Raw genomic sequence first — 5,482 nt, forward strand, 5'->3', positions numbered from 1 at the left:
TCTATATAATACCATACGTAATTAGCAGAGTCAAGAAAAGGCGGCTAACTCATGACTAAAGTCACGAGTGTGCGCCGCCAATGTTATCAACTGGCTCAGACATTAGAATCGCTTGAAACAATATCAAATAAACCACGTAAATATATCCTCGAATCAAAATAACTGTAGAAAAAAATATCCCCCAAGAACAATCTTGAGAGATAAAAATCTATAGTTAATAGTAGAAATTATTTTTAGACATAAGAACAAGAGCATAGGCTCAACACCTATGCTCTAACATTTGCAAAGTCCTCTTAGAATAATAACACCAAAGTTTTAACAGTGTTATTCACCTTTGCCACCCAAAAATTACAATGCGGAAGAAGGGACTTGAATAATAACGACACGTCTGAAACCCAGACAGAAAGGAGGTTCTGACGCCGTCCTCCCATAAGGAACCCCCATCAATCAAGCAAATTATCAATAGTCCTCTAAAACTCAGATTGCCATCACATAAATTTGACACGGATTCCACTCATCCCACAATGTTGGAAATACTTCAAATTCTTTGAATCCAAGGCTTAAATAAAACATATTTGTGGCATCATACTCTTTATATTTTCCCATCTGTACCGTTTTTACCTGAATAAAAGAATATCCTTTATCCCTTACTGCACATTTTGCTGTATTAAAAAGTTCCTTTCCGATACCTTGTCGGTGGTACTCTTTTTTAACCCCCATAACTGCAAGTTCAACTGTGTCTTTCCCAGTTTTCTTTAATGAAATGAAACCAATTGGCACTTCGTTTTCAAAAGCTACCAACATTTCTTGTTCTCCACTTTCCGATATGTATTTTTCCGTAGATTCTGGAATACCGAACCATTCGGGTAACGCTTTTAAAATCTGTCTTGCTATGTTTTTCTTCTGTTCCTCATCCGACACAGATTTAATCATATATTCCATTCTCATGTTATAGATATTCCCTTCTATTTGCTTCCTCCCGTAAAATGGTAAAATGTGAGCGCATACAGAATTGCCAAAATAGCAATGCCATCGTTTGTCTGGTTGTTTCTAAGAAGCTCTTTTACCTCTGCAATTGGCATCCAGACTTTCTCTGCTACTTCATCAGTATCTTTGATACATCCTTCTGAATCCACTTCAGCTCCGAAAACATGCATTACCTGATCTGACATACCATTTGACGGATTCTGAGAGCACAAGAACTTAAGGTCTTTTACTGTACATCCCGTTTCTTCCATAACCTCTCTTCTTGCAGCGTCTTCAATAGACTCTCCATCTTCTACTCCGCCCGCAGGAATTTCCCACTCCAAATGTCCCACAGTATACCGCATTCATACACTTTGTTTCTATCAAGCCTCTCCGGAAAGAGCTTATTATCCATTTTTAGAATTCCATCCTTTTAATATAATCTCTTATCATTCCTGCAACCTCTACAACTTGGTCTACTGTATCTTGGTCAAAATTGTTTCTTGCATAATTTGAAATATCCCTCAAATACTTGATTCCTACTCCAAACTTTTCTTCCATCCAGTCATATGCAGGAAAAATCCAGATATGAAAATGCTTGGATCGTTCCTCTTGAACAAGCGTAATTTCCGAACTAATTCCAAGCTCTTTGATAGCTTTTTCTGCCAAAGATAAGACATCACCTATTTCATCTCGTTCTTCCTTTGTCAATTCTGAAAATGATCGTATATGCCTTTTGCTGGTAATAACTAAAAATCCCGGAATAGGAATCTCCGGATCAGCACCCAGAATAAGCGATTTTCCTTCATATATGATCCCGCCCGGCAACTTAAGATTGCCCTGTGAAATAGCGCAGCCCACACATTCAAAAGGGATATTGTTACCTGCGATATCTTTCCTTATTCTATTTGAAATGCCCATCTTATCCATCCTTAGTCCTCACTCTTATAACAATGATAAAATGTGCTATCCATGTCTACAGTGATAGAACCATCTTTCAAAAGATTATTATCAAAATAATCTTCTATTACTCTCTTGTTGTCTTCAAGGTATTTCCTGCTCTCAGGATACTTTCGAAGCAACCTGTCAAATAGTTCTTCTGCAGTGTCAAAGGTAAGTGGACATGGAAGCAACACCTTTTCTACCTTACCAAAATGCTCTGATAATATTTTTTCAAAATCATCATCCATCTCCTTTCGCTCTGCTCTCTTCTTTAAAGCAAAAGAAACATCCAGCCCAATATCTTTTATTATCTTTTCCCAAAAATCATACTCTTTTTTTGCCTCTCCATAGTGGTTTACGGAAAACATTCCGTCTGGAGCAAGCACATTCGCTACATTCCGGATAAAAGAGCCCTCATCATTCAGATAGGATAAAAGATAATGTGCGATAATCTTGGAATATTTCTTCTGTGCTATACTTTCCCAGGTTTCCTCCTTCTCAAGGTTGCTAAAAATCACCTGTATGTCAGAGCCTTCCGGCAAAGTGCTTCGTGTTTCTTCAAGATAATCATAAAGATCATCAGCCCAGTTTCCATGAATGTCGTAGCCTTCAACCTGAAGTTTCTTTGGAATACGCTCCCAGTTCTTCCTCCTGCTGTTACCGCACCGATAGCAATGATTTTCATTAATATAGCTCCTTTTTCATAAAACATATTATTCTTTCAATACTCCGTGCACCCCTGCCAGCAGGATCATAAGTATTCCTACCACCGTGAAGCATGCAGATATTCCAAGCCCTGAAACGTAGGCTGATGCAAAGAGAAATAAGACTTCCACGAGACTTACTCCCATGTTGTAAGCTGATAAAACTTCCGCCCGCCTATCTCCAAGATGATTTTTATCAACGACTTTATTTTCAATCCCATCAAATATATATGCAGGAACTGAAACTACAAGCGGAAGAAACAGCATGATTGGAATAATGATCAGCTTTGAATTCACACTACCGAAAACAAGCATACAGATTCCCGAAACAATGAAACCGATTATAAAAGCCTTGAAATAGTTTTTCTCTCCAATAATGGCAAGAATCTTTTCCGATGCCATCTGGAGCATAGAATATCCAAGAATAATTGCTGTCATCCATTCTTCGGATATTCCAAGCATTTCGAGCTTATCTACATAAAAGAAGTTGATAAGGATAAAGGATATGCTAACAAGCGCCAAGGTAACCATGATTGTGATATTCTCAGCATTGAACTTTAGAATGAATAGCTTATGCTTCTCCGTAACCAGCTTATCAGTAGTATAGTCTTTTCTTAGATGCTCCCTTTCTATGCCAAAGCTTACAAAAACTGCTATAACATTCATCATAACAGTGAGAACAAGTAAACCTTCTATCCCAAAGAAGTGGTAAATGCCTGCATACATAATGGTGCTGGCAATAAAACCAGCCGTGCTGAAATTGTTTACCCTGGCATTTTTAACAACATATTCACTTTCATCATATTTCTGATAAAGATATGCACTGATAGTTCCCGAGGTAAAGCTGATGGCAATACCTTCAATGATGGCTTCTGTAAAGAACAAGTAGTAGTTTTTAAATAAAAAAGCAGCTAATATCAGGCTTCTTGCAATCAGAAACATGATCTGTGATAGAACAATAGTGTTCTTATAGCCCACAAAATCAGTAATCTTTCCTGTAGGAATTTCTCCTAAGAAAATCACAAGAGACAACGTAGCTTGTAAAATAAAGAATTGGTCAAGATTAATCCCTGCGCGTGTTCTAACTAAAAGTGCTACCGGTGCAAAGAAAACCAGGCCATTGAAAAATGACGCAAGTTCAAGGTTATCTATATTTAGTTTCTTATTCATCATCGAATCCTCCAACAAAAAAGTATGTGTTTAAACGTAAAAACTGCCTCGCATACATTTCTGTACGCAAGGCAGTCATATCCATCAAAAATAAACCTCATATATAGAAAGAGGAATACGAGAGTCCGGAGCGAGCCGGACAACTGACGAATATGATAATCTGACGTAAAGCGTACAAAAACAGACTTGTCATGCAGGCAAGAACACTCTCTTTATAACTTTTTTGTCAGAAAATCAATGAAGCATCTTTCGCAACCTCTTTATTTATTCTATCAAAACAAATGTAATTATATCACACGGGTTAAGGCTTTTCAACCGAAAAAATTGGTTAACGAGTACAAGAAGCAATCACTTATTTCCCCGGTAAATGAGTCTTTATGATTTCCTTTGACAACCTCAACCTTCTCAAATCCAAGTTTTTCTGCAAGTTCCTGGCAGGGGAGATTCTTTTCCCAGGTCTTGATCCGTATTTCATTTACGCCATAATCGAATAGAATATCGATCACAGCTTTCAGCATTTCGTATCCGTATCCACGATGCTGCTTCCAGGCAGTGACAGCAAATCCAAGCGCAATGGCATCACCTTCGTCCTAAAGCATCACATATCCTACAAAATCATGGCTGCATCTTTCTTCCGAGAAAAAACAGATCAGTGGACCTTCTTTGACTAAATTGATTCTGCGAACAAATTCTTCGTTTTTCTCCAAAATTGAAAGATCTCCATCCATCCGCATTGTGTTTTCATCTCGAAATAACTCAAGAAGCCCGTCCTCATCACTATCTTGATAAGGACGGACGAGGAGACGTTCCGTTTCACATATTTTTGTCTTAAATGTTGCTGCAAGTTCTGCGTATTTCAATTCATCACATCCAATCATTATGATTTATCGTTGATTGCTGCCAGTATCGCCTTCTGTGCGTCCTCGACCTCGCTTATCCGAATTCTGCCGATTTCAGAAAAGCGCTTTTCAAAATCTATCTCAGGAAATACGCCGGCAATCCATTTGGCATTGGTGGGAGAAGTGCCCATACATGCCTTTACCAGGGTTTCTTTTGAAATCTTTTCAAGTTTACTACGGCATTTTTCAGCAGCGATGGTAGATATACTCTCAAAATCAGATACAAAGGACAATTCTTCATGCATCAGCTGATCCAATGACAAATGAAGGCGACGTGCTATCTCCAAAAGAGTTTCAACCTCCGGGTACCCTTCATTTCGTTCCCATTTCGAAATAGTCTGCCTACTTACATTAAGCATTTCGGCAAGATCTTCCTGAGTAAGATTATTCCTTTTTCTCGCATCTGCAAGTTCTTCAGCAAAGCTCATTTTCAACTCCTCACATCTATATTGGTAGTGTCAAATCTGACACTCCTTTTTGTTACTAAATCCTTTATTCTCGGGAGGTTTAAATAAAAAGAGCATTGACCTCCCTTTTTTGGTATAATGTCAATCACCAAACCGACATCCAGAAAGGAGCCAATGCTCATGGACATTATACTTTATTTACTTCAGTTAATCCAATACCTTTATCAGCAGAATTGCTGGCTGATAAATTTTATCTGCAAATATATACCTTTAAAGCAATGGGCCTTTGATGATGCCCATTCTCCAAAATATCAAAAGTTCAAGATAGATGAGCTCCCTATTGTCAAAGAACCTCTCCCTAAGCTCAAATGGAAAAAGATCATCGCTGAATATC

The 5,482-nt window shown here is 38.1% G+C and carries 9 protein-coding genes and 1 pseudogene; 1 reads left to right on the forward strand and 9 read right to left on the reverse strand.

Going from position 1 to position 5,482, the window contains the following annotated elements:
- Positions 1 to 477: 477 nt before the first annotated feature.
- The 9 genes from G634_RS0114610 to G634_RS20545 all read right to left on the reverse strand — a co-directional run bounded on the left by G634_RS0114610 (position 478) and on the right by G634_RS20545 (position 5,109).
- Positions 478 to 948, reverse strand: coding sequence for a GNAT family N-acetyltransferase (locus tag G634_RS0114610; protein WP_330364834.1), 471 nt, complete (start codon positions 946 to 948; stop codon positions 478 to 480).
- A 17-nt stretch (positions 949 to 965) separates the two neighbouring features.
- Positions 966 to 1,319, reverse strand: coding sequence for an NUDIX hydrolase (locus G634_RS19485; RefSeq protein WP_242826827.1), 354 nt, complete (start codon positions 1,317 to 1,319; stop codon positions 966 to 968).
- A 64-nt stretch (positions 1,320 to 1,383) separates the two neighbouring features.
- Positions 1,384 to 1,896, reverse strand: a complete 513-nt coding sequence (locus G634_RS0114620; protein WP_051234083.1) for an HIT family protein — start codon at positions 1,894 to 1,896, stop codon at positions 1,384 to 1,386.
- Positions 1,897 to 1,898: 2 nt separating this feature from the next.
- The gene (locus G634_RS19490) at positions 1,899 to 2,426 is read right to left on the reverse strand and encodes a hypothetical protein (RefSeq protein WP_196805382.1); all 528 of its coding nucleotides are present in this window, start codon (positions 2,424 to 2,426) and stop codon (positions 1,899 to 1,901) included.
- A complete protein-coding gene (locus G634_RS21435) occupies positions 2,423 to 2,620 on the reverse strand; it encodes a hypothetical protein (protein ID WP_196805384.1) in 198 nt (65 codons plus the stop codon). Before G634_RS21435 ends, G634_RS19490 begins: the two co-directional genes overlap by 4 nt.
- A gap of 1 nt (position 2,621) precedes the next feature.
- Positions 2,622 to 3,785, reverse strand: coding sequence for an MFS transporter (locus G634_RS0114630; protein WP_081676660.1), 1,164 nt, complete (start codon positions 3,783 to 3,785; stop codon positions 2,622 to 2,624).
- Positions 3,786 to 4,093: 308 nt separating this feature from the next.
- Complete coding sequence (locus tag G634_RS0114640; RefSeq protein WP_081676661.1) at positions 4,094 to 4,357, reverse strand: GNAT family N-acetyltransferase; 264 nt, start codon at positions 4,355 to 4,357, stop codon at positions 4,094 to 4,096.
- A gap of 15 nt (positions 4,358 to 4,372) precedes the next feature.
- On the reverse strand, positions 4,373 to 4,642 hold the full coding sequence (locus G634_RS0114645) for a GNAT family N-acetyltransferase (protein ID WP_196805386.1): 270 nt from the start codon (positions 4,640 to 4,642) through the stop codon (positions 4,373 to 4,375).
- Positions 4,643 to 4,659: 17 nt separating this feature from the next.
- A complete protein-coding gene (locus G634_RS20545; RefSeq protein WP_026505891.1) occupies positions 4,660 to 5,109 on the reverse strand; it encodes a helix-turn-helix transcriptional regulator in 450 nt (149 codons plus the stop codon).
- Between the two features lie 159 nt (positions 5,110 to 5,268).
- Between G634_RS20545 and G634_RS22040 the strand changes: the two are divergent.
- Positions 5,269 to 5,482: pseudogene (locus G634_RS22040) on the forward strand (transposase); the annotation flags it as partial.

This window comes from Butyrivibrio sp. NC3005, assembly GCF_000424545.1.
Lineage (GTDB): Bacteria > Bacillota > Clostridia > Lachnospirales > Lachnospiraceae > Butyrivibrio.

Bases quoted from the DNA above. Each gene is read 5' to 3' on its own strand.
- G634_RS0114630 (WP_081676660.1), bottom strand. From the start codon at position 3,785: ATGATGAATAAGAAACTAAATATAGATAACCTTGAACTTGCGTCATTT.
- G634_RS0114610 (WP_330364834.1), bottom strand. From the start codon at position 948: ATGAGAATGGAATATATGATTAAATCTGTGTCGGATGAGGAACAGAAG.
- G634_RS0114620 (WP_051234083.1), bottom strand. From the start codon at position 1,896: ATGGATAAGATGGGCATTTCAAATAGAATAAGGAAAGATATCGCAGGT.
- G634_RS20545 (WP_026505891.1), bottom strand. From the start codon at position 5,109: ATGAGCTTTGCTGAAGAACTTGCAGATGCGAGAAAAAGGAATAATCTT.
- G634_RS21435 (WP_196805384.1), bottom strand. From the start codon at position 2,620: ATGTTTTATGAAAAAGGAGCTATATTAATGAAAATCATTGCTATCGGT.